The organism is Neobacillus sp. SM06, assembly GCF_050496765.1.
Taxonomy (GTDB): Bacteria; Bacillota; Bacilli; order Bacillales; family Cytobacillaceae; genus JAEVLT01.
This window is the reverse complement of record NZ_JBNWEO010000007.1, coordinates 15,001-41,403: the sequence shown is the minus strand read 5'-3', so window position 1 is coordinate 41,403 and position 26,403 is coordinate 15,001. Positions and strand designations below refer to the sequence as shown.

The window sequence follows — 26,403 nt, the reverse complement described above, 5'->3', positions numbered from 1 at the left end:
ACCGGTCGCTAGGGGCCTTCCTAATGCTTGCCCATCCCCATCTACTTCTTGCTCTCGATCATAATTGAATCTTGATCCATATGGTCGACGATGATTTGCGCAACTTCTTCTGCTGTCCGGAAGCGTGAGGGATCTTTCACATGATCCGAATAATCCCAAAACAGCGTATTCATGCCGCCCATATATGCAGCCGTAAACTTGATACTCGTGCCCTCAAATTCTTTTTGCAGACTCTCTGTAAAACCTCTAACCGCAAATTTGCTTGCCACATAGACCGATTCGTTTACTTTTGGCCGAAGCCCCGCAGTCGAGACAATATTGACAACACGGCCTTCACCCTGATGGAGCAGCAATGGTAAAACTGCTTTGGTCATCAGAATCGTGCCAAGGATATTTGTATCAAGCATTTCTTGAATTTGCTGGTCGGTCAACTGGTCGAACGGTCCAAAATGGCCGACCCCCGCATTGTTGACAAGCCCATATACTTCATAACGCTCATTCAAACCGCTGAGCTCCTCGCCAATCTCTAACGCTTTCCTAATATCCAAACTGAGAAAATCGGCACTGCCGCCGGAAAGTTCAATCAATTCTTTTACCGCTTGCAAATGGCTTTCTGATCTGCCAATTAGCAACAGATGATATCCTTTTTTTGCCAAAAGAAGAGCAAGTTCTTTCCCAAGCCCTGTTCCCGCACCAGTCACAATAAACGTCTTCATCCAATTTCTCCTCACATTTTAGAGTTAAATTCTTTCTTAATCATACAAAATTACCTATACTAAAATAAAGACATATGAAAATCCAGGGGTGGAACGAAATGCAGCCAGAAAAACGGTACAGCCAAATGACAGAACATGAATTAAAACAAGAAATAGCCGCGCTGACGGAAAAAGCAAGAAAAGCCGAACAGATGGGCATGGTCAGCGAGTTTGCCGTGCTGGAACGAAAGGCAGTGATGGCGAAAGCCTATTTATTGGATCCGGAAGCATTCAAGCCTGGCGAAATTTACGAAATTGAAGGTGACCCCGGATCCTATTTCAAAATTGATTACATCAATGGAGTATTTGCTTGGGGATATCGTCTGAATAGTGGTGAAAAAGACGAAGCATTACCTATTTCAATGTTGAAAATGGTAAAATAATAAGCCACAGAGCATGAAACAAGATGGTATTTTTTTGGGCGTTGCCTTATTGTAAAAGCAAAAAACCAGAGACCGAAATCTCTGGCTTATTTTTCCTCGCCGCCGCGCCGTCCTGAAGCCCACATGCGCTCCTGCGGATGGGTGTTCGTTGTGCCGTCGGCTCGTTTTGAAGCGTATTCTGCCTTCGCCCGAGGTTCACCCTCAAATTTATTGTTGTTTTGGTTTGGGAAATTGGTTTCTTTATTACGCAAAACGATCCCTCCAGCAGTTGCTCGAATCGTAAAAAGCCCCGACCCGTGTCAGGCTCTTTACGTATAAATAGTATTTGGCTTAAGAAAAGTAATTATGTTGTAAGAAAATAACAATGGAGTGAAACAAGTGAACGACTATCATGAACGATTAACAAAGCTTTTATTAGAAAAAAATGACTTTTTGTCAACTGCACAAGCCCGTGTATGGGTTGAATTGCTTTGGGAAGATTTTGAAGCTTCAAATGCAAAAGCTGGCGCTTATTATGGAAGCGAAATGACGCAAAGAATTGTAAAGAAATGGATTGAACAATACGGGGAAAAATTACATGAATTTACGAGAGCAAACGTGAAATACCAACAATATTTTTCCCAGGAAAAATATGTTCTCCATTAAATGAAATCAGATGGCAAAAGAAAAGCGGTGACGCAAACGTCATCGCTTTTTAACCTGGGATGATTTCCAATTTTTTTCGGAGTTTTTCTTCGCTGAAAATCCAGCCGGTATACGAGGTGAGAATATTCAACTCCATATCAAGCTGGACAACAGCAACGAATGGGTAGCGGTTATTGCTGCGATAACGAAGATCAATAAAGCGGACCTCGTAATAATCATCGTATTCATCCACTTCCCAGCGATACACCGGTGAAAACGAAAGAAATGCGGCCAAATTTTTATCTTTTTTGGCGGCTTCTAACACTGGTGTGTCCGGTACAGGTACACGGGTGAATTGATCAATGATCCGGACATTTGTATCTTCCGAACGTCCAACAAAAAATTGATGTTTGTTCATCACGGCAATCCGCCAATGGTGAAACCGCATTGTCGGCGCAATAATGATATCTGTCGCATCGGGAATCAACCTCAAGACTTCTTTGCGAACCCTGTGGTGGGCGATGCTTCGGAAAATGTAATACGCAATAATCACGGCATAAACCGCCGAAAATGTATAACCGGGATGGGCGCCGGCAACCCAAATAAATAAACCGAGCACATGGATAGCAAAAATAAACGGATCAAATGTGTTGATGATCCCAAGGGCAACCCATTTGGACGAAAACGGCCTTAAAGCCTGGGTTCCATATGCATTGAAAATATCAACAAACACATGGAGGAAAACGGCTAGAAACGTCCATAACCATAAGTGCAGCAAATTTGCATCTGGAAAAAATGGATACACTACTGCTAAAATAACGAGAGGCCATAATAAAACAGCCGGGATGGAATGAGTAATTCCGCGATGATTGCGAATGTAAACAGCATTATTCCGCAATTTTAACACAGTATCAATATCCGGTATTTGCGAACCGACAATCGTTGCAACCAAAACGCTGCTAGCAGTAGCATGACTGCCTGCAACAATGGGATCCAATGTTGCAAGCCCCCCAAGTGCAATGCCCATAACAACATGAGTTCCTGTATCCAAAAGGAAAGGACCTCCTTTAACGTAAATTTTGTCATTCGGTCATTTATCAGGCAGATGAAAATTTCATGGCCTCACTATTATATTCCCACTTTCCGTATTGTTTAACAACCTGGAGGCATATTTCTCATGAATAACAATTTAAGTACGATTGAAAAAATAAATATTCCAGCCTTTCAGAATGATTTAATCCACTGGTTTAAAGAAGAACAGCGTGATTTGCCATGGAGAAAGGATCAAGATCCCTATAAAGTATGGGTTTCGGAAATTATGCTGCAGCAAACAAGGGTGGACACGGTCATTCCATATTTTCATCGTTTTTTGGAACAATTTCCAACACTGGATGATTTGGCGGATGCCGAGGAAGATCAGGTATTAAAAGCGTGGGAAGGCCTCGGGTATTATTCAAGGGTGCGCAATTTGCATTCTGCTGTCAAGGAAGTTCAGGAAAAGTACGAAGGTATTGTCCCGAATACGCCGAAAGAAATTGCCGCTCTAAAAGGGGTCGGTCCATATACGGCAGGGGCAATTTTAAGCATTGCTTACGGCGTCCCTGAGCCGGCTGTTGATGGAAACGTCATGCGCGTGCTCTCCCGAATTCTACTCATTTGGGAAGACATCGCCAAACCGTCGTCACGAAAAATTTTTGAACAAGCTGTAAGGCAATTAATTTCCCACGAAGATCCGTCAAGCTTTAATCAGGCATTAATGGAAGTAGGCGCACTGATTTGTACGCCTACTTCGCCTTCCTGTCTTCTTTGCCCTGTACGTGAACATTGTCTCGGCTTTCATGAAGGTGCCATTGATGAACTTCCGGTCAAAGCCAAAAAAACAAAACAGCGTGAAGTTCAGCTAGCGGCTGTCGTATTAACGGATCAAACGGGAAAATTGGTCATTCATAAGCGGCCAAACAAAGGACTTTTGGCAAATTTGTGGGAATTTCCGACTGTGGAAATCAACCTTGTTGATCAAAATGAAAAAAAACAGCTTCCCGGCTTATTTTTTGATACCTATCACATCACGATCGAACCAGGAAAGCTTCTAGGCAAAATCGAACACGTTTTTTCCCATTTGATATGGAATATTCGTGTCTACACGGGCAAGCTGAATGGCGAACTGCCGGAAAAAGAGGATTGGACAAGTGTAACACTCGATCAAATGAATGCATACACGTTTCCGGTGCCATACCAAAAAATCCGCCAGCTCTATGAAATGAATTAATCAAAAGATGTTTTCGTACCGTGAGTGTAATCGGCTTCGTGATGATGAAGCCCGCCGCGACTTTCAATTTCTTCAATAATTTCGCGGTGAATCGTTTGTCCCTCGACATTCAAATAGGGGGCAATTTGTTGCAGTGAATGGTGAAAAAAAGCGAGCTCGCTGTCGTTCCATTCTGTTTTTGGAATCATGGAAAGCTCAGTCATATCGCGTCCAACGTACATGGCGGTTCATCCTCCTAATTTTTAGATGCTTTATCCTAAACCACAATCAGTGAGGGTTAAAAAAACCCCCACTGAATGAAGTTTCACCTTATTTTTTTGCAGTGAATTGAGAACTATACCCGAAACAGCTAAAATGAAAACAAGTTTGTTTAAAGAAAGGAATAGGATCGAAATGACGGAAAAAGTCGCATTGATTACGGGAAGCAGCAGAGGAATCGGCAAGGCAACAGCATTAAGACTTGCACAAGAAGGCTATCATATTGTCATCAATTATGCGCGAAGCAAATCAGCCGCTCTTGAAACCGCTGCTGAAATTGAAGCATTGGGAAGAAAAGTTTTGGTCGTGAAAGCAAATGTTGGTGATGTGAAAAAAATTAAGGAAATGTTTGTCCAAATCGAAGAGCAATTCGGCCGGCTTGATGTTTTCGTCAACAATGCGGCGTCTGGTGTTCAGCGCCCAGTAATGGAGCTGGAAGAAAATCATTGGGACTGGACGCTCAATATTAATAGCAAAGCACTGCTGTTTTGTGCCCAGGAAGCGGCGAAACTGATGGAGAAAAACGGTGGCGGTAAAATTGTCAGCATCAGTTCGTTAGGGGCAATTCGCTATTTGAAAAATTACACCGTCGTCGGCGTTTCGAAAGCGGCGCTTGAAGCGTTGACGCGGTATTTGGCGGTTGAACTGGCTTCAAAAGGCATTATCGTCAATGCTGTTTCCGGCGGTGCTGTGGATACCGAGGCACTGAAGCATTTTCCAAACAGAGAAGAGCTACTTCAAGAAGCGAAAGAAAAAACGCCTGCCGGTCGAATGGTCGAGATTGAAGACATCGTCAACTGTGTAATGTTTTTGCTTTCCGACCAGTCAAACATGATCCGCGGCCAGACGATCATTGTCGATGGCGGCATTTCACTCCTTGTTTAGTTGGCTTTTTTCTGAAAAGCGCATCTGCACAATCGGATTATTTTTCTGCAAAGTGCATCTGCCTAATAGGATTTTTTTTCCTGAAAATGTTTGGATAGCCTCCATACGGCTTGGGTAAATTAAAAGTCGTGGAGGTGATATGACAATGGCAAACTTCAACAAACAGCCTAACAAAACTTCTGCTGGAACAAACATCCAGGAAGTAAGACAGCAAAACGCTCAATCTGCTCAAGGTTCCCAAGGACAATTCGGAACTGAGTTCGCGAGCGAAACCAATGCTCAAGAAGTAAGACAACAAAACCAACAAGCCGAAGCTCGCAAAGCGAAAAATTCCGGCCAATTTGGTCAAAACAGCTAATACAAACAAGAAGGAAGGCACTCAATCACGCTGAGTGTCTTCTTTGTGTCCTTTCGACAAAACTTCCTATTTGTTTACAGAAAAAGTCAAAGGAGATTGCCCATGATTCGAGAATACATAGGAGGAAAAGTTTACAAGGCGGTGTGGAGAATGGAAGATTTTAACCGTTTGGTTTCACAGCAAATGATGACAATGGAAAAATTACTGTACCTTCAATCCGAACTTGAACGCTGTCAGATGATAGAAGAAGAATTAAAAGCATTGCAAAACGAAACACAATTGGAATGCATCCAGATGGAAATCCAGCAGATGAAAAGAGAATTATTGGACATTCAAAAAACGTTTGAACAGCAGACAGACGAAGTGATTGATTCGTATCGAAAAACGGAAATTTCAACTTGCCGGTAGCAGAGTATTCCCCAAAAAAGTGAAAAATTTTCAACGAGTCATTGAAAACAATGGCTCTTTTGTTTTAAATTCCGCGTTCAACCGTTATAATAATAGAAAACAGGAATTGTCTTTTGTTACCTTTGGTTATTTTTTTCATTATGTGTAAACAGGTTTCAAAGCGTTCGGGAAATGAAAGTAGGGGAAAAAATGGGCGTACCCATCGAAGGTGAACCAATCCAAATACATAGTTATAAACACAATGGGCACATCCACCGCGTCTGGGAAGAAACGACTGTTTTAAAAGGAACACAGAATTTAGTCATTGGCGGAAATGATCGGACAATGGTAACAGAGTCGGATGGGCGGACATGGATCACAAGGGAACCGGCAGTCTGTTACTTTCACACCCAATATTGGTTTAACGTGATCGGCATGATTCGGGAAGACGGGATTTACTATTATTGCAATCTAAGCTCGCCGTTTATTTTTGACGGAGAAGCGTTGAAATACATTGATTACGACCTTGATATTAAAGTATACCCGGATATGACCTTTAATTTATTGGATGAGGACGAGTATGAGCGCCACCGCCGGGAAATGAACTACCCGGATGTGATTGATCAGATTCTGAAACGAAATGTCGATAAATTGATTTACTGGATCCGTCAGCGGAAAGGCCCGTTTGCACCAGATTTTATTGACATTTGGTATGAGCGGTATTTAACTTACAGACGGTAGCTGATCGTTTACATTTGTTGATCATTTTTTTGACATCACTCAATTCGTTTGCATTTGTTCATCATTTGCCCTTATTGACATCACTTTGTTTATTCAGACATTCGCTGATCATTTGCGCTTGATCATAATTAGCTTATTTTGCCATCACTCAATTTAGCTTTCAACATCTAGCTGGTTTGTACACGGCGACTCCTGTTGATTTAAAGGTCAACAGGGTTTTTATTTGCTATTTTCCCGGGGAATGAATTTTGAGAGGGGGAGATTTCTTGGGCAGCATTCGCAGATATTTACAGTTTGTTAAGCCTTACCGGCTGCAAATCATTGGCACCATTATTATCGGGCTGATCAAATTCTCGATCCCGCTAATTATTCCAATGTTAATCAAATATATCCTTGATGATATTGTAGGAAACAAAGGTCTGACGCCTTATGAAAAAAACGTGAAATTGCTTACGATTATGAGTGTGATGATCGTTGTCTTTGTTGTGCTTCGGCCGCCAATTGAATACTACCGCCAATACTTTGCCCAGTGGACGGCGAGCAAAATTCTCTATGAAATTCGCGCAAAATTGTATACCCACACGCAAAAGCTAAGCTTTCGCTATTTTTCCAACACAAGGGCAGGAGAAATTATCTCGCGGATTATCAATGATGTGGAACAGACTAAGACGTTTGTGGTAACAGGATTAATGAATCTTTGGCTTGATACAGCAACAATTGTCATCGCCATTGTCGCAATGTTTTTGTTGAACGTACCTTTGACGTTTATTTCAATTGTGCTGCTTCCGCTTTATGCCCTGTCGGTAAACTATTTCTTCGGCAATTTGCGAATTTTTACAAGAGACCGCTCCCAGGCGCTGGCCGAGGTACAAAGCTATTTGCATGAACGCGTTCAAGGCATGTCGGTCATCAAAAGCTTCGCCATTGAAAAACATGAACAAAAACAATTTAACAAAGTGAATCAAAATTTTTTGGACAAAGCACTGAAGCATACAAGCTGGAATGCAAAGGCATTTGCTGTCGTCAATACGATTACCGATATTGCGCCATTAATCGTCATTGGCTATTCCGCCTACTTAGTCATTGAGGGGAAGCTCTCAATCGGAACAATGGTTGCCTTTTTTGCCTACATTGATAAGCTCTATAATCCATTAAGAAGGCTTGTCAACTCCTCAACAACACTGACACAGTCCTTTGCCTCGATGGACCGGGTGTTTGAATTTATGGATGAAAAATACGATATCGTGGATACTCCAGATGCCGTTGATTGCCATGATGTAAAAGGCGATATTTCTTTTAAAAATGTTTCCTTTGCCTATGAAAATGAGGGCGAAATGATTTTGGAGAATATTTCTTTGAAAGTCAAAAAGGGAGAAACAATTGCGCTTGTCGGCATGAGCGGCGGCGGTAAATCCACGCTCGTCAGCTTGATTCCGCGTTTTTACGATGTTACCGAAGGACAAATTACCTTGGATGGAGTGGATATTCGCCAGTTTAAACTGCATAGTTTGCGGGATAAAATCGGTGTGGTTTTTCAGGACAATGTTTTGTTTAGCGAATCCGTCAAAGAAAATATTTTACTTGGAAACCCGACTGCTACGGATGAAGAAGTGTTTGCGGCAGCAAAGGCAGCAAGCGCGCATGAATTTATTTTAAACTTGTCGGATGGGTATGACACAAAAGTTGGCGAAAGGGGCGTAAAGCTTTCTGGCGGTCAAAAACAGCGAATCGCCATCGCCAGGGTGTTTTTGAAAAATCCGCCCATCTTAATTCTCGATGAAGCAACCTCTGCCCTTGATTTGGAAAGCGAGCATTCAATCCAGGAATCGCTTGAACAATTGGCCAAAGACCGAACGACGTTTATCGTCGCCCACCGTCTCTCCACAATAACCCATGCCGACCGGATTATCCTGATCGAGCATGGCCGCATTGTCGAACAGGGCGCTCATGATGAATTAATGGCCCAGCGCGGTCATTATTACAATTTATTTCAAATCCAGCAACTGGAGCAGGAAGATGTAACCTCTCATAGCTGACAAACCATTGTGTCAAAATAATTAAAATCAAAAGCCAACTTTTCTAGGACCAGGTCGACTGGCACTTGGAAGTGGGCTTTTTTTGATAAAAAAACTCAGTCCAAGACGCGCGAGAGGGGAAAAAGGAGAGGGACGCGAGCGGGGGTGTCATAACGCGTGAGTGGAGAAAAAGGGAGTGTTCGCGTTATGAGCGGAGTGCTCAACGCTCGAAAAAGGAAAAAAACCCGCGTCCCGGTCACTGAGCGGGATGCTCAACGCCCGAAAAAGGGAAAAAACCCGCATGGCGGTCACTGAGCGGGATGCTCAACGCCCGAAAAAGGAAAAAACCCGCATGGCGGTCACTGAGCGGAGTGCTCAACGCTCGAAAAAGGAAAAAAACCCGCGTGGCGGTCACTGAGCGGGATGCTCAACGCTCGAAAAAGGAAAAAAACCCGCGTGGCGGTCACTGAGCGGGATGCTCAACGCCCGAAAAAGGGAAAAAACCCGCATGGCGGTCACTGAGCGGGATGCTCAACGTCTGAAAAAGGAAAAAAACCCGCATGGCGGTCACTGAGCGGAGTGCTCAACGTCTGAAAAAGGAAAAAAACCCGCATGGCGGTCACTGAGCGGGATGCTCAACGCCTGAAAAAGGAAAAAAACCCGCATGGCGGTCACTGAGCGGAGTGCTCAACGCCCGAAAAAGGGAAAAAACCCGCATGGCGGTCACTGAGCGGGATGCTCAACGCCCGAAAAAGGGAAAAAACCCGCATGGCGGTCACTGAGCGAGGCGCTCAACGACCGAAAAAGGGAAAAACCTCGCGCACCGGTCACTGAGCGGGATGCTCAACGCCTGAAAAAGGAAAAAAAACCGCATGGCGGTCACTGAGCGGAGTGCTCAACGCCCGAAAAAGGGAAAAAACCCGCGCACCGATCAATAAGAACAGCTCATAATAAAATGAAACAGAAGAAAAAATCATTTTTTTGGAACTAAAACCCATTCAAAGATGAGAAACGATTACTAGCGCATACCCATATTCCGATCAACCACACCCCAAAAAAACCAATTAAAATCCATTACGAAAAATTCGGAATTTTGTTACTTTAATTTTATCTGTAAACGCTTCCAATTACTTAATAACAGGGTATATACTCGCCAATCCTGCATTATCAGTGGCTGAACTTCCCTTGAATCATGGGGTATTCTTTGTTACCGTTAATATAGAAGTTGTTGAAACTGAATTCACAGCCAACTTTCCACTGACGATCTGTATTCTTTCTTACCGTTAATACAGAGGTTGTTGAAACAGTAAAACAGCAACGAGTTTGAAATTTAAGTAAAAAGGAGAGATTTGGTGCAGGTAGAGATTTTTATATCGTTAGGAATTTATTTAGTAGCCATGTTACTCGTTGGTTTTTACTCTTACAGAAAAACATCTGATTTGAATGACTATATGTTAGGCGGCCGTGGACTTGGTCCAGCAGTCACAGCATTGTCTGCCGGGGCATCCGATATGAGCGGCTGGATGCTGATGGGCTTGCCGGGCGCCATGTTTGCAACAGGGATCTCCAGTCTATGGTTATCCATTGGCTTAATGGCAGGTGCTTATCTCAATTACCTCATTTTGGCTCCTCGTCTTCGAACATACACAGAAGTTGCCAATGATTCAATCACCATTCCAGACTTTCTTGAAAATCGATTTAAAGACCAATCGAAAATCATTCGCTCTGTTTCAGCCTTGGTTATCTTTATATTTTTCACCCTTTACACTTCTTCAGGAATGGTCGCCGGCGGACGGTTATTTGAAAGTTCTTTCGGTGCCGATTACAAAGTGGGTCTATTTTTAACAGCGGGGGTAGTCGTTGCGTATACGCTATTTGGTGGATTCTTAGCCGTGAGTCTGACAGATTTCCTCCAAGGTGTCATTATGTTTACAGCCCTCGTTCTTGTTCCGGTTGTTGCATTTACTGATGTCGGCGGCGTTAATCAGGCATTCAGCGAAATCAGGCAGGTAGATCCATCACTGCTTAACTTTTTTAAAGGAACCTCTGTTTTGGGAATTATTTCTCTTCTAGCTTGGGGACTTGGATACTTTGGCCAGCCGCATATAATCGTTCGTTTTATGGCGATCGACAATGTAAAACAATTAAAATCAGCGCGCCGAATTGGTATGGGTTGGATGGGCGTCTCAATCATTGGCGCAATGTTTACCGGACTTGTTGGTGTTGCCTATCTTTCATCCCATGGAAAAACAATCGATGATCCTGAAACCATTTTTATCTATTTTTCAAACGTACTGTTTCATCCTTATATCACAGGATTTTTACTCGCTGCCATCTTAGCAGCGATTATGAGTACGATTTCCTCACAGCTGTTGGTTACGTCAAGTTCATTAACAGAGGATTTTTATAAAACGTTTATGCGCAGAAATGCAAACAATAAGGAACTTGTGTTAATTGGACGGTTAGCTGTATTAACTGTAGCCATTATTGGAACATTGTTGTCCTTGTATCCAAATGATACCATTCTCGGGCTTGTCGGTTATGCATGGGCTGGTTTTGGTTCTGCATTTGGACCTGTTATTCTATTAAGCTTGCATTGGAAGCGAATGACCAAATGGGGAGCATTGGCCGGAATGATTGTTGGAGCCGCAACAGTCTTGATTTGGGCAAATATTCCTGGACTCAGCGATTGGCTCTATGAAATGATCCCAGGATTTTTCCTAAGTCTAGTTGCAGTGATTCTTGTAAGTTTACTTACGAAAAAACCTGAACGAAACGTACAGGACGAATTTGCAGAAATGGAAGAAGCACTTCTTGAAGGTGCATGATCATAAGTACGGACAAAAAGACAAATTTCCATATTGTATGGAGATTTGTCTTTTTTACTGTAAAAAAGGAACCTTTTTATACTCTAATTAATTTATACCGTAACCTTTTGCGGAAAATCGCAGTTTGATTTACGGTGAAGCCTAGTAGAAATTATGGGAGAATGATAGTGTAAGGAAAAAAGTGGAGAGGAGGGGGAAATGAAGAGAAAAGCAATTACATTTGCATTATTAGGATTATTATCAATAGGTTCCATAGGACCAATTACAGCAAAAACTATGGAAAGCTGGGATTATGGATATAAGTTATAAAGGAAGATATACATTAAAAAATTTTAAACCCCATTCAATTTTATGAGAAGGCAAAAGGCAGCTTTACATATCATAGTGATGTCCTTCATGATGATAAAGTTACAATTGATAATAACATTAGTAGGGATAAAATATAGGGTAGAAAAAGCAGCTGAGTAAATCAGCTGCTTTTCCTATAGAATTAAATCCGAATCCTTATGGTACTAATCAAAGTCTATTCCTCCATCAAAACTTCATTACCATGAAACGAATGGAAGCTCATGATGAGTGTATCCAGATGCTCGACCTGTTCGCCGTAATCGATGATGGAGGCGATGATTTGCATCGTGTGGTACAGGTGGGTGCTATCCGCCTCTGAGTATTCCTTTTGATAGGCCAGAAAGAAATCGTAGAGCTCTTTTTTGTTTAAGCACGTGCTGCCAGCTTCCACAATTGAATGGGAGGGGACTTTGCCAATGAATTGCAGCATGAGCTGTTCATGGTGGTAAATCAGGCAATCGAGCTGCTCTTGAATGGCTGTCTGAAACGCTTCCGGCAAATGGAGCAGCTCATTATCAAAGCGATGGAGCCGTCTCAATGTATCGAGCCCTTTTCGGTTAGCAGAAATCATCTGCCGGTAGATGACGAGTTTGCGCGCTTTTTCCGCTTTTCCTTTTTTAAAATAACTGCGTTCTTCCTTGTACATCGTATAGTATTCATTCACCTTCAGCGCGCTGGTTTTTAATTTTTCAATATCGCTTTTTAATAGCTGGTGGTCAAACGCATGTCTGGTGCTCATGCGAATCCAGCGGATGATTTCCTCTGTTGTATTGGAAATTTGAAAGTAAAGCCGCTTTTCATACTTCGGCGGCATAAACACAAGATTCACGGCGAAGGCAGCAAAAACGCCGATCATAATCGTTAAAAAACGGATCAGTGCAAATTGCAGAAAATTTCCTCCCGGCGTTTCCATGATTGCAAGCAAGGTCACAAGCGAGAGGCCGATTGTATTTTCAATTTTTAACTTTAAATTAATCAAAATGGTAATAATAGCGGCCAAGCCAATGACAATAAAATGATTGCCAAGCACAAGGACAAACAGGATGGCGAGCAATGCCCCGATAATATTTCCTTGAATTTGTTCGACAATCGTTAAATAGGTTCGATAAATCGTTGGCTGTACAGCAAAGATAGCTGCTATCGCCGCAAATACTGGCGAGGGCGAATCTAGTAACTGGCCTAAATAAAGGGATAACACAATTGCAATTCCCGTTTTCAAAATGCGGGCGCCTAACTTCATGCGATCATAATTCCTTTCAAAAAAAGACTTTTAATCCTATTAAACGCTTTTTACCAATCGTAAACAAATGATCGACCGCAAAGCGAGTGAAGGAAAGCCAATCCGGCCGATTAAGTTTCTCCGCTAAACAATAATGTACTATACCATTGAAATGACTGGCGAATCAAGGATTATATATACTAAGTTATGAAGAAATTTAGAACAGGAAAAAGCTTAAATGAAAACTCGCCGATCGGCGAGTCCCTAAGGACGAAGACAGAGGCGTAGTTGAATTTATCCCGCTCGTTTGTGCCACATCCTTGGCACTCGCCTGACTAGGACTTCCTCGAAAAAGCTGTCGCTTTTCCTTCGTGCGATGATTAAGCTGCTGAAGAATTCCTTATCCTGCCCGCCGTCACGCTCAAAACGGCACGTCCTGTGCCTTTCGCCTGACTAGGGCATCCTTGCCCGTCGTGCGTTCAGAATTGATGGATATAAATTCTGATTAGCCAAAAAAAACGTCCGTGCTGCTGCACGAACGTTTTTTCAATTTCAATCACTCAGTTGATACAGACGGATCTGCTTGCTCTTTAACAGGAAGAATCTGCACAAAGTGTTCTTCTGGATTTTGCAATAGTGTCTGAAGCTGATTGGCTTCAGCTGTTTGCCCGTCTTTTTGAAGCAAGTCAATGTACTGGCTTAAAAGCTCCTGCACATCTTGTTTGCCTTTGGCATTTAGATCTGAAACAAAGACTTTTGCTCCTTTGGCAATCCGGCGCTGGATTGCTTCTTTTGTCAGCCCCATTTCTGGCTGATGGCGAAGGTAGACGACACCGCCAGTCATTCCGGCACAAATCCATGGACCTGGATCTCCTAGGACAAGACCACGACCATTGGTCATATATTCAAAGGCAAAACCTTTAATATTGGCATTGGCACCAATATTGCCATTTTCTTTTGCCGGGATAGGCTTTTTAACTTGACCGCCGATGATGATGTCTGCACCAGATAGGCGGATTCCTGCACGTGCATCGGCATTCCCTTGGGCAATAAGCAAACCTTTTTGCGCCCCGTAACCAAATCCTTTGCCAACGGAACCATTGTAATAGTTTCCGTCTTTTCCTTTTGATTTCAGGATGCGAATGCTGCCGCCGAATGATGTTTTTCCGACACCGTCCTGGCCGCCGCCGCTAACGGTAATCTTAATTCCTTCGCTGTTATAAGCGCCCAAGCCGTTTCCTGGGATGGAACCGTCCTTATAATCAAGGCGAACAGTCGGAAGCTGGCGATAGGAACCATCTAAGCGGCCGCGAACACGGTGGCAGGATACACGGCTCCCCAATACGCGTTGTTCGGAAGTTACGCTGACAAATTCACGTGAAGAATGGAGCTCGTCAACGCTAGCGTCAAGGTACTCAGCACCAACTGCGACTTGCATTTTCACTTCTTCAACTGCTTTTGTTGGTTCAAGATGTTCGACTTTACCCATTTCAAGCGGCTTCAGCAAATAAGAAAGATCAAGCTGATTTTTGCCTTTGGCTTGTTCCAATAAATCGGAACGGCCGACAGCGTCCTGCAAGTTTTTAATTCCAGCCGAAGCAGCCAGTGCTTTTAATTCCTGTCCGAATGCGGTAAAAAGATTCATAATCCCTTGGATAGCTAGATCAAATTGTCTTGGCACAAAGCGGCGAAGACCGTGTTCTTTTGCCTGTGCTTCGGTTTCAATTTGCGTTGCAATGCCTACATGGCATGTATCCAAATGGCAGCCACGGCAAGTTGTACAGCCGATGGCAAGCATCGACAATGTTCCGAAGCCGACACGGTTTGCACCCAGCAGCATCACTTTTAACACGTCTTGGGCACTCTTCATGCCACCGTCTGCCCAAATTTCAACTTGATCGCGGAGCCCGCTTTCAAGCAAGGCATTATGGGCAGCTTTTACGCCGATTTCAACCGGCAGTCCGACGTGTTGAAGGGCATGGATTCTTGCTGCACCAGTACCTCCGTCAAAACCGCTCAAGGTGATAATATCGGCGCCGGCTTTGGCAATTCCGACCGCAATCGTACCGATATTCGGAACAACCGGTACTTTCACCGCAATTTTTGCCTGGTCGTTCGCTGTTTTCAACTCAAGAATCATTTGCGCGAGATCCTCGATCGAATAAATATCATGGTTGTTTGATGGCGAAATCAAATCGGAACCAAGCGTGGCATTCCGTGCTGCTGCCACTTTTGCCGTCACTTTTGAGCCAGGCAGGTGTCCGCCTTCACCAGGCTTTGCGCCCTGGCCAATTTTGATTTCTAATAGATTTGATGAGTTCAATAGCTCAGCGTTGACCCCAAAACGGCCGGACGCGATTTGCTGTCCGCGGGTTCTTGGATATTTTCCGAGCATATCCTTAATTTCGCCGCCCTCACCGTTTAAACTTACCATGTTCAGACGATCCGCACCTTCTGCATACGCACGGAAGGCGATCTCATTCTGGGAGCCAAATGACATGGAAGAAATCACAAATGGCAGATCGTGTTCGCCGACTCGGATATTTACTTCTTCAGGCGACAATGGCTTTTCGCTCCGTTTCAAGCTTGCCAAATGGCGAATTGTTGTCGGGTTTTCCTCTTCCTGCTCAGTGATTTTATCGCGGTAGACGCTATAGTCTCCGGATGCAGCCACTTCACTGATTGCTTTCCAGATCCGCGGGAAGAGATGGAACGTTTTGCCAACGCGTTCTTTTTCGTTATGGTAATCTTCCGCACGGGCAAACGCATCTTTTTCCAACGCTGTAAAATCGTACTCCAATTCATTTGAACCGAAGAAATTAACGATGTTTAAAACAGAAGCAATTTCCTCGTGCAAACCGATGGAGGAGAACAGCCGGCTATACCCGCGCAGCTCATGAATGCCGATCGTGGAAACAACCTTTTCAAGTCCTTTCGTTAAGGCAGAGTACAGATTTAACACTGGCTTTTCAGTTTCACCCATTACGGTCATAAACATGTAATATGGGCTGATCAGATCTGCTCCGAGGCCAATGGCTGTAATGATATCATGCAGGGAGCGGATCGCCGCAGAGCGCAACACAATCGAGCAATCGCGTCGCAGTTCTGCTTTTACGAGCGCCTGGTCGATAGCTGATGTTGCCAAATGCGGGTCAATCCAATAGGCATCATCTTGATGCGCATTTGCATCATCAAGAATGAGCAAGGTTTTTCCGTCTGTAACAGCTTGAACGGCTTCATCAGCCAATCGCTTCAAGGCGGCTACCATTTTCTCTTCCTTTTTAAAGGTAGTCGAAAGGAAGGCTGTTAATTTCTGGTCTTGATAGAACTGAACCACTTGGTCAAAGCTCGGCTGGTTCACGTTTTCTGAACAGCTATAGCCCACTTTACCTTCCATTAGAAGCGGAGTGACAAGCTCAAGAATGGCACTTGTTTCTTTTTTCGCGACTAATGACGGTCGTTTTCCGATAATGACACGCGTGGAAAAATGTTCGGTTTCACGGTCGCGGTCAATCGCCGGGTTTGTTACAACCGCAACGCTTTCTTTAATAAAGTCAGCAATGTTTTTTCGTTCAGGGTTTAAGGCAGCGAGCGGAGCATCATGGCCAAGGGAGCGAATCGGCTCGACACCTTTTTCAGCCATCTGCTCGATCAGCTGGATATGATCCCGTTCCCAGCCAAATGCCTTGTACTGGCCGTTATGAATTTTATCCGGATAATTCATTGTAATGGTTTTGGCTAATGGCGGATGCTGCAGGCGTTTCCGTGAATCTACAACATTGAGACGTTCGGAGAATCGCTTATACACTTCCTCTTGGTATTTCGCATGCTCGTAAACTTCCAGGTTTTCGCCATTCCATTTAAAACCGACTTTTTCCCCGGGAGCGAGCGGTTTCGGGTCATTGATATACTCTGTAGACGGAATAATGCCAGGCTCTGAAGAGAATAGGAAAGATGTTTCAATTTCCAGCATCCAAAGCGGACGAAGACCAAGCGCATCAACGCTAAAAACCGCTTCATCGCCAAAGCGCGAGATAATCCCGGCAGGTCCTTGGGCAAAATGCCCCCATGCTTCTCTTAAATACGTATATAAATCTTGAAGATGCTCCGGATAGGCTTTAATTTCATTGACGATTGGCGGGAACAACAGATCCATTACTTCGAATAAAGAATAGCCATCCCGTGAGATGAAAGTTTCCATTGTTCTGCTTAAGTCTTGGGAATCACTGCCGCCGTTGACAAGCGGGATCCCAATCATCCTAGCTTCATCGCGAAGTTTGGCAATTGTATTGATTTCGCCATTGTGTCCAAGAACGCTGAAAGGCTGCACTCTGAAAAAGCTTGACAGCGTGTTGGTTGAATAACGGTTGTGGCCTAATGTAATCGTTGAGGCAACGAGTGGGTTTGCCAAATCTTGGTAATAGCGTGGAAGGATGTCGCCAGCGCCCATTACTTTATAAACGACATGGTTTTGGCTTAATGAAGCCACGTGAACATCTTCATTTTGCTCAAAATCAACCAGTGTTTCAAAGAGCTGCTTTGTCAGCTCCTGGCCTTTTTTCACTGCAACGCCGGCAAATTGCCAGAAAACAGGATTTTCGCTTGCAGCAATTGGCCCTAAAGCATGGAAATGGGTGACCTTGTTTGATTCAAAAACAACCGTTACTTGATCTGCGGCCAATTTGTTCAGCAATTGCTCCTTCAGTGAGGACCAGTCGGCTTTGCGGCTAATAAAAACATGGCCGACGAAAAACTCTTCTTTGTCAACAAATGTTTCATCTGCACCAGCAAGGCTGAGCTTTTCTTTCCATAGAGCCCGCGGGATATCGATGTGAATGCCGACGCCATCTCCTTCGCCATTGATAAAACCGGCGCGGTGATTCATTCCAACTAGTGCATCTATACAGTCAAAGATATTCTTTCTTGTTGGCTGTTTGGTTTTTTCAAGGCAAGCGACGATCCCACAGGCATCGTGCTCGTCATTATGGAAATGTTTAAATAAGGAAGGGTTCCAGGCTTTTTTCATTGGGATTGGCTTCAAAAGAGTGCTCCTCTAAAGCCGCTTCACCTCCTAAACAATAATAATAGTAAAATTGCATTTGGGATTTTTAACATAAATGTGGCATAAAACGAATGTAAACATATCTTACAACAATAATAAGTTAATAGTATCATATAAATTTTCAGAAATCAAATAAATATACAATACTTTGGATATGAAAGCGGCTTTAAAAACGTGCTTGTTTTGCTGATTTATTTCTGTGTAACCGTTTTCAAAAACGATAAACCAAAAAAGGAGAAATTTTTCAATTTCTCCAATGCATAAAAAATGAATATTTATTCGTTTTTAAGTGAGGAAAATGCACGGTTGACTGCCTGGATTGTTGTTTCAATATCCTCCGCTGTATGGGCAATCGTCACAAACCATGCTTCATACTTTGAGGGTGCCAGATTGATGCCCTGATGGAGCAGGAGCTTGAAAAATTTAGCAAACATTTGCCCATCGGTACTTTCCGCTTGTTCGTAGTTCTCGACTTTTTCCGCTGTAAAATAAACCGTCAGTGCACCTTTGAGTCGGTTGATGGAAATCGGTACATCGTATTTTTCGGCGGCTTCCAGGATTCCATGTTCAAGCATTAGTCCCAGCCGATCAAGATGTTCATAAACCCCGTCTTCCTTTAAAACTTCAAGACAGGCAATTCCGGAAAGCATTGATGCAGGATTTCCGGCCATTGTTCCTGCTTGGTAAGCCGGCCCAAGTGGAGCGACCGTTTCCATGATTTCTTTGCTTCCGCCATAGGCACCGATTGGCAGGCCACCGCCGATGATTTTTCCCATTGCCGTTAAATCAGGCTTGACGCCAAGCAAATCTTGGGCACCACCGTACATAAACCGGAACGCGGTAATCACTTCGTCATAAATAACAAGTGCGCCGGCAGCATGGGTCAGATCATTGACTTGTTGCAAGAAACCAGGTTTCGGCTCCACAATCCCGAAGTTTCCGACAATTGGCTCAACCAAAACAGCAGCAACCTGATCGCCCCATTTTTCCAATGTTTCCTTAAAGGGTTCGATGTCATTAAAGGGCACCGTGATCACTTCTTGGGCGATGCTTTTTGGCACGCCGGCCGAATCGGGTGTACCGAGGGTAGATGGTCCAGATCCGGCAGCGACTAGGACAAGGTCAGAATGACCATGGTAACAGCCGGCAAATTTGATAATCTTATCCCGGCCGGTGTATGCGCGGGCGACACGAATCGTTGTCATTACAGCTTCTGTTCCCGAATTGACAAAGCGAACCTTTTCAAGGGAAGGGATGGCTTCTTTTAGCATTTTTGCGAGTTTAATTTCATGCGGTGTAGGTGTGCCATACAAAACGCCGGTTTCAGCCGCGGTTTTAATCGCTTCGGTTATATGCGGATGGGCATGACCGGTGATGATTGGACCGTATGCCGCCAAATAATCAATGTACTTGTTGCCGTCGACATCCCAAAAATAAGCTCCTTTGGCGTGCTCCATTACAACGGGGGAACCGCCGCCAACCGCTTTGTACGATCGGGACGGGCTGTTGACACCTCCGACAATATGTTCCAGTGCTTCCTTATGTAATCGTTCTGAATTGGTAAATTGCATCGTATTCCTCCTTGTTTTGATCCTTTCCTATTTTAGCACTTTTTCAGTCATATTGACTAAAAAGGATGGTGTGGGATAGTTGTGTTCAGTGCGGCATTTCGCTAAACTATTTCTTTAGGCAATGCTTCGGGAGGAAAAAAATCATGAAAAATGCGATAGAAGTTAACAATTTGCGGAAAGAATTTAAAGCATACTCCAGCCGAACCGGTTTAAAAGGAGCGTTTCGCGATTTATTTACACGCAATTATAAAATTGTTCCGGCTGTGAATGATATTCGTTTTTCCGTAAAGCAAGGGGAAATGGTCGGTTATATTGGCGAAAATGGCGCCGGGAAATCGACAACGATTAAAATGCTGACAGGGATTTTGACACCGACTTCGGGTGACATTAGCGTGAACGGGATGAATCCGCATAAAGAGCGGGAACGGTTTGTGCAAACGATTGGCGTTGTTTTTGGCCAGCGTTCGCAGCTGTGGTGGGATATCGCCGTTCAGGAGTCGTTCCGCCTGTTGAAAAAAGTCTACAAAGTGTCGGATGCACAGTATAACGACCATATGAACCACGTTATTCAAACGCTCGACATCGAACCACTTCTCGATAAGCCGGTGCGAAAATTGTCGCTTGGCCAAAGGATGCGCTGTGAACTTGCGGCCGCATTGATCCACAATCCGCCGCTATTGTTTTTGGATGAGCCGACGATCGGCTTGGATGTGTTAGTCAAATTAAAGATTCGCGAGTTTTTAAAGGAAATCAATCAGAAATACAACACAACAATTTTGCTCACGACCCATGACCTTTCAGACATTGAAGCATTGTGCGAGCGGGTAATCATGCTCGATGAAGGGAAAATCATTTATGACGGTGCTTTGAAAAACTTAAAGGATACATGGGGTGACGGAAAAACGCTGCAATTCCAGTTTATCGATTCAGTCGATTTCGCTGCCTTGAAGACTGTAACCAGTGACATGCCGGTTAAGTGGGAAAGGGATGAGGAAGAACAAATTTTTACGGCACTGATCGATGATAACGATGAGCTGATTTCGCAGTTGATTGCAAAGATTGTCGCTGCTTTTAAAATTCGGGACATAAAAATCAATGAAACATCGACGGAAGAAATCATCCGCAATATTTATGAAAAAGGATCTGTGTAAGAAGGGGGGGCCAAGAGATGGATAAATATTTTGAAATGATCCGAATTCGTTTTTTAATGATGCTTGCCTACCGGACGAACTATTATACAGGCATTTTGATTTACAGTATCAACATCGGCGCCTATTATTTTTTGTGGTCGGCGATATACGGCGGGAAGGGCTCCATACAAGGTCTTTCGATTGCGCAAATGACAACCTATGTCGCTGTTTCCTGGATGGCGCGGGCGTTTTATTTTAATAATCTGGACAGGGAAATGGCGCTTGAAATTATGGAAGGAAAAGTCGCAGTCGAACTGATTCGCCCATATAGCTATCTTGGAATGAAAACGATGCAAGGGCTTGGGGAAGGGATTTTCCGGCTGTTTTTCTTTTCTGTTCCAGGCCTCATCATTGTCGCGCTTATTTTTCCGGTAAAATTCACATGGGATCCTGCAGTTTGGGGCTTATTTGGCTTTTCGATCGTGCTGAGCTTTTTGATCAATACCCAGCTCAATCTGTTAACCGGAATTACGACTTTCTTCTTATATAATAATTCGGGCTTGATTCGCGCAAAGCGAGTAGTCATTGATTTGTTTTCCGGATTGCTTTTGCCGATCAGCTTTTTTCCAGGCTGGGCGCAATCGATCATGAATTTTCTCCCGTTTCAAGGTATCAGCTACATACCGAGTATGATTTTTACAAATGGCTTTTCACATCAACAGGCGATCGCCGCTATCTGGCAGCAATTTGTTTGGGTTCTCGTGTTGATTTTGCCAATTCAATTGTTATGGATGATGGCGAAAAAACAGATGATTATTCAGGGGGGCTGATTCGTGTTCTATCTTACACTGTTTTTCCAATATATCTCCCAATATTTGAAAACAAGATTTCAGTACCGGGCTGATCTGTTTGTTGAGTTTTTCTCAGATTTATTGTCCCAGGCGGTTAATTTTATTTTTATCTTGGTCGTTTTTGGTCATACAAGCCTGCTCCATGGCTGGAATCGGGATGAAATCATTTTTATTTATGGTTTTTTCCTGGTTCCGTATGCTGTGTTTTCATCCTTTTTTAATATTTGGGATTTTAATGATCGATATATTGTTAAGGGGGAACTTGATCGGATTTTGACAAGGCCGATCCACAGCCTTTTTCAAATTATCCTTGAACGGATGGAGCTGGAATCGCTGCTTGGCGCAGTTACAGGCCTTGCTGTCATGTTTTATTCCGGCAGCCGGCTTGGTCTTGAGATCAAGTGGTATGATCCGCTTTTGTTTGTTGTTTTTGTCGGCGGCGGCGCCTTAGTGTATGGCGGTGTCTTTGTCCTGATTGCCTGTATCAGCTTTTGGGCCGATGCCCGGACGTCGATTATGCCGATGATGTACAACATCAGCAACTACGGCCGCTATCCGGTTGATATTTATAATCGGATGATCCGCTTTGTCCTTACATGGATTTTGCCATTCGCTTTTGTTGGGGTCTACCCGGCTGCTTATTTCCTTGGAAAAAAAGACTGGTTTGGGTATGCGTTCTTGACCCCGGTGATCGGTATTGTGTTTTTCGTTGTTTCGGTTATGGTTTGGAACGAGGGCGTGAAAAGATACCGCGGTGCCGGAAATTGAACGTTCTCTTCACGAGGATTTAAAAAAATGACGGAAACCAGGCGGTGTATGCCTGGTTTTTTGATATTTTCCTGTACAAGCCGGCATAGAAATAAAGTAATCGGGTCTGGATAAAAGAGGTGAGCGGCTGTTGTTCTATTTTTTGATTGCGTTGATTGGCCTGTCCATTTTCATGAGCTTACGGACACTTTTTTTGCCATATAAAATAAAAGGGAAATTTGTGTCGCTTGAAAATTTTCTTTATCTCGGGTTTATCTATATTACCATTTTGCTTGGATTTGGCTTGCTTTATTTGCTTTTTTCGGTTCATGGAAACCCTATGCTAGTTGAAGTCGGCCCTTCAAGAAGCCAAAATGTATTTGAAACGAGCTTTTATTTTAGCGCAATGACGCTCTTTTCTGTCGGCAATGGAGATGTCGTACCCCAGGGAATCGGCCGGGTGATAGCGATCATTGAAGCGTTAATTGGCTACACACTTCCAGCGGCTTTTGTGGCCCATGCGGTAATTGACAGGGATTCATGAAAAATACGGCATCATCAAGCAGCATTTCGAAATTGTGCAACGGCAAGTTTGAAAGCTGGCAGCGAAATAGTTGTGTTGTTGCTCCTGTTTGGATAGTCTATAAGTAAAGACGATTGGGAAACAGGAGTGATTTGAATGTCAATTGAAGCAGGGATGTCAGCACCAGATTTTTCTTTACCGGCAAATAACGGTGAAACAGTTACATTATCCGATTATCGCGGGAAATATGTTGTTCTTTATTTTTATCCAAAAGATATGACGCCGGGATGTACGACAGAGGCGTGTGATTTCCGTGATCAGCATCAAGAGTTTCGTGAACTCGATGCGGTTGTTCTGGGTGTCAGTCCGGATCCACTTGACCGCCATGAGAAATTTGTTGAAAAGTACGGTTTGCCATTTTTGCTGCTGGCAGATACGGAACATGAAGTTGCTGAAGCATACGGCGTTTGGCAATTGAAGAAGAACTTTGGAAAAGAGTACATGGGAATTGAACGGACAACCTTTGTGATTGACAAAGAAGGAACGATTGCAAAGGTGTGGCGCAAGGTAAAAGTCAAAGGCCATGTAGACGAAGCGTTCCATTTTATTCGAGAGCAGGTAAAGTAATCCTTCTCCCTACTCAATAAAGCCTATTTTAGCTGAAAAAGGCATTTGTCCAATGCAATAAAGCCAGAAATGAATATCATTTTATTAGGGCATACCTCCTCAGATAGAATTTTTCGGGTCCATTGCGGGCCCGCTTTTTTTTTTTTGCTAATTTATCTGTTGATGCTTTATTGTGAAAATGACGCCTTTAGTTAAGAGCATTACGATTAACCGATTCACAGGTTTTTCAGCGCAAAACGATCACTAGAGGCTTCCTTAATGCCCGATTCTCCTATTTTTTATCGATCACGTGATCTAAAAAAATTCTATTCTTATTTGAGAAATGATATCATAAAAGAAAAATTATTGGACAAGAAGCAGACAAAAACTACTTCTGTTTTTTGCGTCAACACATAAGTAATAATAAAAGAAGCTTGCGCAAGTTAAATAGTGTAGATAGGGTGAAAATGATGAAAATTTATACAAAAACGGGTGACAAAGGAACAACATCGCTTATTTATGGATCCAGAGTGGCGAAAAACGATATTCGAGTCGAAGCGTACGGGACATGTGATGAAGCCAATTCGGCAATTGGTATGGCGCTAAGCCACTTGTTGAGGGAAAATTTTCAAGGGAAAGAAAAGATCGAGGCTGCATACCATAAAATACAAACAACCCTTTTCCATGTTGGGGCAGAACTTGCCACCCCAAAAGGGAAAGAAGTAAAATGGACTGTTCAACCGACAGACATCGTGCAGTTGGAAAGTTGGATTGACGAGTTGGACGCTGAACTGGCCCCTTTAACGAATTTTGTCCTTCCTGGCGGCCATCCAGGGGGAGCTGCCTTTCATGTGGCTCGAACGGTAGTCCGTCGTGCTGAACGGCTGGCGGTTACATTGGCTGATGAAGTGAACCAAGACGTGCTGGCCTATTTAAATCGTCTGTCTGATTTATTGTTTGTGACTGCAAGGTATGTGAATAAGCAGCTTGGTTTTGCAGAACGGACATTGCATCAATGAAATCTGTAGCAGCAGAAGCGAGGATTCGTTTGTGCTTAAATACGTGAACTACCAAAATATTTACTATTACGTACATTGCAATATTGACAAAAGCATCAATTGATTAGTAAACTATTTATAACAATTACAATGTAATAATTTTTTTTATGAAAAAGAGGTGCATGGCGGGTGACCCACAATCATTTGAAAGAAGCGCTGGAAACCTTAAAGGAAACAGGAGTCCGCATTACTCCGCAACGTCATGCGATACTTGAATATTTAATAAACTCGATGTCGCATCCAACGGCAGATGAAATTTACAAATCGTTGGAAGGGAAATTTCCAAACATGAGCGTGGCAACAGTTTACAATAATTTACGGGTATTTCGTGAGGTTGGTTTAGTCAAAGAGCTGACCTATGGTGATGCTTCCAGCCGTTTTGATTTTGTGACGACCGAACATTACCATGTGATATGTGAGAAATGTGGCAAGATTGTTGATTTTCATTATCCGGGTCTGGACGAAGTGGAGCAACTGGCTTCACATGTTACGGGTTTTAAAGTCGGACATCATCGCATGGAGATTTATGGTGTTTGTCCGGATTGCAATGCGAAAGATGTTCATTAATAATCACAAGAACATTTTTACTTTGTCTAAAAAAAGAGCTGTCTCATTTTAGGGACAGCTCTTTTCGTTATTTTTTTTCTGTGTGTTTGATTGCACTGGCATCTTTCCGGTTGTATTTTTCATTAAATTCTTTTCCCTCAAGTTGACGATCCAACGTTAAAGGCTCCCGGCAGTACATACACAGATCAACACGTCCAAGCATTTTAGTAGGTCTTCCGCAGTTGGGGCACACGACTTGAATCGTTCTTGTCGAAAGCATCCCGATCCAAAAATAAACAATAGTGCTCGCGATAATAAAAAGCAGTCCCAAAATCATGAATACTGTCATGACAATCGGCTGGTTATGAAAATAAATGCCGCCGTACATAACGATAAAGCCGATGAAAATTAAACTCAAGGCGAACGTGCGAATTTTATTTATCTTACTCGAATACTTTGCCATCCCAACCCCTCCTAGGAAAACTATACCATATTTAAACAAAGCGAAAAATGAATTGTGAAGGTTTTTGTGATTTTGTTTTGGCCAAAGAAGGAGATTTTTGCTCATTGTCGAAAATATACGCTATCGAAAAAATTGGAGGCAAGAAAATGGAAGATATTCTTCGACCCATCTATCAAGAGCGGGCGAGCCAATCAAACACTCTCGGGGTGCTGATGGTTGAGAAAAAACAATTGTCAGCTGATTTGACGGATTCATTTGATGTCATTTTATTAATTATTGTGAAAGAGGCAGAACAGCCACTGTTTATCAAACATTATACTTTTAAGGAAAAAAAAGCAGCAATGCATGTGATAGATGAAACCTTGTTAAAAGAGTGGATCTTATTAGGAAGCAATCGCAAAATCTTTGAATGGTTATTTCATTCGCAAATTCTGTTTGATCGCAATGACTATCTCTTCAACTTAAAGAAAGAGTTGCGGGAATTTCCTTTTTACGGTCGAAAGGTCAAGATGGGTGTTGAATTTGCAAAATTAATTCGCCGATTTGTGAATGGGAAAGCAATGTTTGAGAGCGGACACTATCTTGATGCTTACAACCATGTCGTTCACTCCTTGCACCATCTTGCAAGACTGGCGGTCATTGAAAGCGGACTTCATCCTGAACTGACCGTATGGAATCAAGTAAAACAAATAGAGCCGGAAATTTATAAGTTATATGAAGAATTGGTAAAGAGTGAAGAAACGCTGGAAAAAAGACTGGAGCTGTTATTCCTAGCT

25 protein-coding genes (1 of these 25 only partly in view) are annotated in these 26,403 nt (G+C 43.2%); 17 read left to right on the top strand and 8 right to left on the bottom strand.

The window, feature by feature from the left end; genetic code table 11:
- Window positions 1-41: 41 nt before the first annotated feature.
- Window positions 42-716 carry an SDR family NAD(P)-dependent oxidoreductase gene (locus ACQYAD_RS01340; protein WP_430234768.1) on the bottom strand — a complete coding sequence of 225 codons (675 nt, stop codon included), beginning with the start codon at window positions 714-716 and terminating at the stop codon, window positions 42-44.
- A gap of 98 nt (window positions 717-814) precedes the next feature.
- Here ACQYAD_RS01340 and ACQYAD_RS01335 point away from each other — a divergent pair, with 98 nt between their 5' ends.
- Complete coding sequence (locus ACQYAD_RS01335) at window positions 815-1,138, top strand: YfhH family protein (protein WP_430234766.1); 324 nt, start codon at window positions 815-817, stop codon at window positions 1,136-1,138.
- A gap of 86 nt (window positions 1,139-1,224) precedes the next feature.
- On the opposite strand, the gene ACQYAD_RS01330 is transcribed toward ACQYAD_RS01335, so the two are convergent.
- Window positions 1,225-1,389 carry a small, acid-soluble spore protein K gene (locus ACQYAD_RS01330; protein WP_430234764.1) on the bottom strand — a complete coding sequence of 55 codons (165 nt, stop codon included), beginning with the start codon at window positions 1,387-1,389 and terminating at the stop codon, window positions 1,225-1,227.
- A 127-nt stretch (window positions 1,390-1,516) separates the two neighbouring features.
- Between ACQYAD_RS01330 and ACQYAD_RS01325 the strand changes: the two genes are divergently transcribed.
- The gene (locus ACQYAD_RS01325; protein ID WP_430234762.1) at window positions 1,517-1,783 is read left to right on the top strand and encodes a YfhJ family protein; all 267 of its coding nucleotides are present in this window, start codon (window positions 1,517-1,519) and stop codon (window positions 1,781-1,783) included.
- Between the two features lie 49 nt (window positions 1,784-1,832).
- Here the strand turns inward: ACQYAD_RS01325 and ACQYAD_RS01320 are convergent, their stop codons facing one another.
- Window positions 1,833-2,813: a metal-dependent hydrolase gene (locus ACQYAD_RS01320; RefSeq protein WP_430234760.1), complete on the bottom strand. Its 981-nt coding sequence runs from the start codon at window positions 2,811-2,813 to the stop codon at window positions 1,833-1,835.
- Between the two features lie 126 nt (window positions 2,814-2,939).
- On the opposite strand from ACQYAD_RS01320, the gene mutY reads away from it, so the two are divergent.
- On the top strand, window positions 2,940-4,031 hold the full coding sequence (gene mutY, locus ACQYAD_RS01315) for an A/G-specific adenine glycosylase (RefSeq protein WP_430234758.1): 1,092 nt from the start codon (window positions 2,940-2,942) through the stop codon (window positions 4,029-4,031).
- Here mutY and ACQYAD_RS01310 read toward each other — a convergent pair.
- The gene (locus ACQYAD_RS01310) at window positions 4,028-4,252 is read right to left on the bottom strand and encodes a hypothetical protein (RefSeq protein ID WP_430234756.1); all 225 of its coding nucleotides are present in this window, start codon (window positions 4,250-4,252) and stop codon (window positions 4,028-4,030) included. The genes mutY and ACQYAD_RS01310 overlap by 4 nt on opposite strands.
- Window positions 4,253-4,424: 172 nt before the next feature.
- On the opposite strand from ACQYAD_RS01310, the gene fabL reads away from it, so the two are divergent.
- From fabL to putP, 6 genes are all read left to right on the top strand, one after another.
- Window positions 4,425-5,174, top strand: a complete 750-nt coding sequence (gene fabL / locus ACQYAD_RS01305; protein WP_430234754.1) for an enoyl-[acyl-carrier-protein] reductase FabL — start codon at window positions 4,425-4,427, stop codon at window positions 5,172-5,174.
- A gap of 145 nt (window positions 5,175-5,319) precedes the next feature.
- Window positions 5,320-5,532 (top strand): gamma-type small acid-soluble spore protein, encoded by a 213-nt coding sequence (locus ACQYAD_RS01300; protein ID WP_430234752.1) that lies wholly within the window; start codon window positions 5,320-5,322, stop codon window positions 5,530-5,532.
- 150 nt (window positions 5,533-5,682) lie between these two features.
- A complete protein-coding gene (locus ACQYAD_RS01295; protein WP_430235179.1) occupies window positions 5,683-5,940 on the top strand; it encodes a YgaB family protein in 258 nt (85 codons plus the stop codon).
- A 189-nt stretch (window positions 5,941-6,129) separates the two neighbouring features.
- On the top strand, window positions 6,130-6,660 hold the full coding sequence (ntdP, locus tag ACQYAD_RS01290; RefSeq protein ID WP_430235177.1) for a nucleoside tri-diphosphate phosphatase: 531 nt from the start codon (window positions 6,130-6,132) through the stop codon (window positions 6,658-6,660).
- 266 nt (window positions 6,661-6,926) lie between these two features.
- Complete coding sequence (locus ACQYAD_RS01285; RefSeq protein ID WP_430234750.1) at window positions 6,927-8,696, top strand: ABC transporter ATP-binding protein; 1,770 nt, start codon at window positions 6,927-6,929, stop codon at window positions 8,694-8,696.
- 1,331 nt (window positions 8,697-10,027) lie between these two features.
- Window positions 10,028-11,503, top strand: a complete 1,476-nt coding sequence (putP, locus tag ACQYAD_RS01280) for a sodium/proline symporter PutP (RefSeq protein WP_430234748.1) — start codon at window positions 10,028-10,030, stop codon at window positions 11,501-11,503.
- A gap of 523 nt (window positions 11,504-12,026) precedes the next feature.
- Here the strand turns inward: putP and ACQYAD_RS01275 are convergent.
- The 3 genes from ACQYAD_RS01275 to ACQYAD_RS01265 form a co-directional block, all read right to left on the bottom strand.
- The gene (locus ACQYAD_RS01275; RefSeq protein WP_430234746.1) at window positions 12,027-13,091 is read right to left on the bottom strand and encodes an FUSC family protein; all 1,065 of its coding nucleotides are present in this window, start codon (window positions 13,089-13,091) and stop codon (window positions 12,027-12,029) included.
- 535 nt (window positions 13,092-13,626) lie between these two features.
- The gene (locus tag ACQYAD_RS01270; RefSeq protein ID WP_430235175.1) at window positions 13,627-18,096 is read right to left on the bottom strand and encodes a glutamate synthase-related protein; all 4,470 of its coding nucleotides are present in this window, start codon (window positions 18,094-18,096) and stop codon (window positions 13,627-13,629) included.
- Window positions 18,097-18,407: 311 nt separating this feature from the next.
- On the bottom strand, window positions 18,408-19,703 hold the full coding sequence (locus tag ACQYAD_RS01265) for a glutamate-1-semialdehyde 2,1-aminomutase (protein ID WP_430234744.1): 1,296 nt from the start codon (window positions 19,701-19,703) through the stop codon (window positions 18,408-18,410).
- Between the two features lie 143 nt (window positions 19,704-19,846).
- Here ACQYAD_RS01265 and ACQYAD_RS01260 point away from each other — a divergent pair, with 143 nt between their 5' ends.
- The 7 genes from ACQYAD_RS01260 to perR all read left to right on the top strand — a co-directional run bounded on the left by ACQYAD_RS01260 (window position 19,847) and on the right by perR (window position 25,185).
- Complete coding sequence (locus tag ACQYAD_RS01260) at window positions 19,847-20,854, top strand: ABC transporter ATP-binding protein (protein WP_430234742.1); 1,008 nt, start codon at window positions 19,847-19,849, stop codon at window positions 20,852-20,854.
- Between the two features lie 17 nt (window positions 20,855-20,871).
- A complete protein-coding gene (locus ACQYAD_RS01255; protein WP_430234740.1) occupies window positions 20,872-21,663 on the top strand; it encodes an ABC transporter permease in 792 nt (263 codons plus the stop codon).
- 3 nt (window positions 21,664-21,666) lie between these two features.
- Window positions 21,667-22,452 (top strand): ABC transporter permease, encoded by a 786-nt coding sequence (locus ACQYAD_RS01250; RefSeq protein WP_430234738.1) that lies wholly within the window; start codon window positions 21,667-21,669, stop codon window positions 22,450-22,452.
- 127 nt (window positions 22,453-22,579) lie between these two features.
- Window positions 22,580-22,975, top strand: a complete 396-nt coding sequence (locus ACQYAD_RS01245; protein WP_430235173.1) for an ion channel — start codon at window positions 22,580-22,582, stop codon at window positions 22,973-22,975.
- 135 nt (window positions 22,976-23,110) lie between these two features.
- Window positions 23,111-23,581 carry a thioredoxin-dependent thiol peroxidase gene (gene bcp / locus ACQYAD_RS01240; RefSeq protein WP_430234736.1) on the top strand — a complete coding sequence of 157 codons (471 nt, stop codon included), beginning with the start codon at window positions 23,111-23,113 and terminating at the stop codon, window positions 23,579-23,581.
- Between the two features lie 449 nt (window positions 23,582-24,030).
- On the top strand, window positions 24,031-24,579 hold the full coding sequence (locus ACQYAD_RS01235) for a cob(I)yrinic acid a,c-diamide adenosyltransferase (RefSeq protein WP_430234734.1): 549 nt from the start codon (window positions 24,031-24,033) through the stop codon (window positions 24,577-24,579).
- A 168-nt stretch (window positions 24,580-24,747) separates the two neighbouring features.
- A complete protein-coding gene (perR, locus tag ACQYAD_RS01230) occupies window positions 24,748-25,185 on the top strand; it encodes a peroxide-responsive transcriptional repressor PerR (RefSeq protein WP_430234732.1) in 438 nt (145 codons plus the stop codon).
- A gap of 67 nt (window positions 25,186-25,252) precedes the next feature.
- Here perR and ACQYAD_RS01225 read toward each other — a convergent pair whose 3' ends face one another.
- Entirely contained in the window at window positions 25,253-25,627 is a 375-nt protein-coding gene (locus tag ACQYAD_RS01225; RefSeq protein ID WP_430234730.1) for a YgzB family protein, read from the bottom strand.
- Window positions 25,628-25,773: 146 nt separating this feature from the next.
- Between ACQYAD_RS01225 and ACQYAD_RS01220 the strand changes: the two genes are divergently transcribed.
- Window positions 25,774-26,403, top strand: the 5' portion of a protein-coding gene (locus tag ACQYAD_RS01220; RefSeq protein ID WP_430234728.1) for a nucleotidyltransferase-like protein. The gene runs 246 nt beyond the window's last position; 630 of the gene's 876 nt are visible here — the first part of the coding sequence; its start codon is at window positions 25,774-25,776; its stop codon lies beyond the right edge, outside the window.